Origin of the sequence: Yoonia sp. (assembly GCF_046498525.1) — a bacterium.
GTDB lineage: Bacteria > Pseudomonadota > Alphaproteobacteria > Rhodobacterales > Rhodobacteraceae > Yoonia.
This window is the reverse complement of record NZ_JAWOAN010000031.1, coordinates 1-3,224: the sequence shown is the minus strand read 5'-3', so window position 1 is coordinate 3,224 and position 3,224 is coordinate 1. Positions and strand designations below refer to the sequence as shown.

The following is a 3,224-nucleotide window of genomic DNA, read 5'->3' as shown; positions in this document are numbered from 1 at the left end:
GGCGCGTGACGCTGAACAAACCCATGTCGCCGTATGGGCCACGTACCGGTATGGTCAGGCCCTGCTCTGGGATGCCGAAGTCATGCCCGGCCAGCATGATGGTGCGGAACGTCTCTTCTTGGCGCAGACGCTCCCAGTCAAGCGGCGCAATACTGCGGCTTGCCAACAGCAGTGCCGGGTCCTTGTGCTGGAACCCATGTTGGACATAATGGCTTTGCCACTCTTCCGGATAGTTGACGAATCCATGCACGGCCTGCTGGATGTGATCCATGCCGGCATAGGCGGCAAAATCCAGCTCGTGCGTTTCGCACACGGTATCAAGAAAGGACCGCATATTTTGTTCAGGAAACGGTAGTTTGCTGAGATCGATGACGGACAAGTCGCTACCTTTTTGCTATCCTGTTTCCTGCTGCTGAAACGATTTACTCTTGATACAAGTGCGACCCGGACTGATGCCTCGTCGGGACAAGGACTTTTGCTCCGGACGGGTCGTAGCCATGTGGCAGGTCAACCGCTCGACGGTGGAGCAAGGCTCTCCTTACGAACAAGGCACTGTTTACAAATTCTACCATCGCCTGAAAGGCAAGAAAACATGCGAGGTCAACGCGACGGGCAGGTGATGCACTGGTACCTGCCCGGACACTGCCGGGTTTGTGGCAAAACCGACGCGTGTCGTTGCCTTAATAACAGACCGACAGTGGCATTGATAGACATAGCAACGTGTATCCCCTAAGGTCAGGACTTCGGTAACGGGGGCGTCTCGGTCAAGTAGTTTTGCGCAAAACAATTGATCCGCCATAGCGGTTCCTTTGATATTCTTGGTGCAGGTCCTGGCTTCTGTCGCGGCCTTCGGTTGAGATCCTTGGGGTACATGCTTCGGTTCGTGGTCAGCGCGGCGGCTGCCAACATGATGCTGGTTCGATGTAATTCCGATGTGCCCATCTCATAGGCGTACTTGACGGAAGTCAGCGACAGTCCAGACCACGGCATCATCGGAACCACGTCCCTGCGGGACCTCGAAAGCCTGCAATCAGGCAGGCAACGGGTGAGGTATCATCCTGTCAGACAGGGTTCGGCGCCGCATCTGACTGGAAGGTTGTGCCATCGACCCAAATCCGATGAAGAATGACCGCGATGCGGCGTGCGAGGGCGACCATCGCAATTTTGCGTCCACGCCGCTGTGCGAGTTGGGCTCCCCATGTTCTGAGCCATGTCGATCGGCCGCGGTTCATCATGACGGTTGCTGCCTGGCACAATACCCTTCTCAGATTGACGTCGCCAGCTTTGGTGATACCGCCGGACACGTCCCGTTCACCGGACTGATTGCGTGAGGGCGTCAGACCAACCCAGGGGCCGACCCGCTTCGAAGAGCGAAAGCGCTTTGGATCATCGATAGCTGCACGGAAGGTCAGCGCCACGACCGCGCCAATCCCAGGCATTGTCATGAGGCGACAGCAAACTGGATCGACCCCAGCAAACTGGCGCACGTGTTTTTCAAGACCGGCCAGTTCCTGTCGCAGGGACGCTCGGGCCCGCAGCATCGGTTCTGTCGCGGTTTCCAGCATCGGATTGCCATCTGCCAACTTCCGAATGCGTGTCTCGAACCGACCGCGGGAGATCGCACCGACCTTGAGGCCGAAGTTCCGCAGCAGTCCGCGCAGCGACATTTCCAGAGCGATCATGTTCTGTTGAACGGCTTTCCGGGCGCCGAGAACAGCCCGGATTTCTTGAGCCGACACAGACTTGCAATGAACCGGACGGAACCATCCAAGGTGAAGCAGGCGAGCGATTCCCTCGGCATCCCGCCGATCCGTCTTTATCGGCATGGCCTTCAGTGCGCCTTTTACCTGGCGTGTTTCCATGAGTACCACGTCAAATCCATCCTTGCTTAACCCGCGGTGCAGCCATTGAGACAGTGGCCCCGCCTCCAGGCCGATCGCCGCGACATGGCCGTCCAAGTCTTCCAGCCAGCGTGCCAGATTTGCCGGTTCGCTTTCAGTCTCTGCCTCTTTGACGATCTGACCATGCTCGCTGACCACGCACACTGCAGTCTTCGCCAGCGACACATCCAATCCAATAAATAGCTTCATCCCGTCATCCTCCATCTGGGGTCAATACGGGAATTGCGACAGCGCGACGCTGATCTCGCAAGTGGTAACGGCGGTGCGTGACGCAGGCCCCGTTACGGCATCTCATAGCCAGAACATGACTACGGCAGCGAGGGCGCAGGCGGAGAGAAACACTTTCGGGCATCTGTCGTAGCGAGTTGCGACACGCCGCCAGTCCTTGAGGCGGGCAAAGCTGTTCTCGATCTTGTGGCGCTGCCGGTAGCGGGCCGCATCGTGCGGGATTGGGATCTTCCGGCTTTTTCGCGATGGTATGCATGGCTTGATCCCCTTGTTTTCAAGCCCTTCACGATACCAATCCGCATCATAACCGCGGTCGGCCAGCATGTGTTTGGCAGGCGGCAGACCCTCCAACAACGCCCGTGCTCCAATGTAATCGCTGCGTTGGCCTGCCGTCAGGAACATGCGCAAGGGGCGACCGAAAGCGTCCGTGATGGTGTGCAGTTTAGAGTTCATCCCGCCCTTGGTTCGTCCAATCAGGCGACCACGCCCCCCTTTTTCAGGCCCAGACTCGAGGCGGTGCGGTGCGTCTTCAAGTGGGTGGCATCAATCATAAGTGTGTCCGTCCCACCGCCCCGATCGGCCAGTTCCAGAAGCATGCGTGCAAAGACGCCTTTGTCGCTCCACCGCTTCCAGCGGTTGTAGAGCGTCTTTGATGGGCCATACTCCGCAGGCGCGTCCCTCCACCGTAAGCCATTGCGATTGATAAATATAATCCCGCTCAAAACACGCCTGTCATCCACCCGTGGCTTGCCGTGAGACTTCGGAAAGAAAGGTTCGAGACGCGCCATCTGCGCATCGGTCAGCCAGAAAAGATCGTTCATGTCGCCGCTCCATTTTGGAAGCAGTGATTCAGAGGTTCACACCAAAATCAATGGGTCCTGACCCCAGGTACCGGATTGGGATCTGGGGCTATTCCTGGGGATTGATCGCCCGTCTCTCATGGTCTGTATTTCGAAGTGAACTGGCCCCCATTTCGACCGGACACCTTGGCCTGACCAAGGAGGCTTAAGGATAGCCTTAAGCACGTGCTTATGTCTTTCTGAGCCCAGTATGCATCCTCGATTTCAAGAAATCTCTCATACATCCTATGGGATA

The 3,224-nt window shown here is 57.3% G+C and carries 3 protein-coding genes; all 3 read right to left on the bottom strand.

The genetic code is table 11. From position 1 onward, the window contains the following. The coding region (locus R6T97_RS02245; protein ID WP_410347685.1) for an autoinducer binding domain-containing protein at positions 1 to 379 on the bottom strand (379 nt) is incomplete at its 3' end. Between the two features lie 682 nt (positions 380 to 1,061). Continuing rightward, positions 1,062 to 2,090 (bottom strand): IS110 family transposase, encoded by a 1,029-nt coding sequence (locus tag R6T97_RS02240; RefSeq protein WP_410347684.1) that lies wholly within the window; start codon positions 2,088 to 2,090, stop codon positions 1,062 to 1,064. Positions 2,091 to 2,192: 102 nt separating this feature from the next. Further along, positions 2,193 to 2,950 (bottom strand): IS5 family transposase gene (locus R6T97_RS02235; RefSeq protein WP_410347683.1). Its coding sequence is split into 2 segments (ribosomal slippage): positions 2,193 to 2,632 and positions 2,632 to 2,950, totalling 759 coding nucleotides; the frame shifts between segments, so codons are not numbered across the junction. Between the last annotated feature and the right edge of the window lie 274 nt (positions 2,951 to 3,224).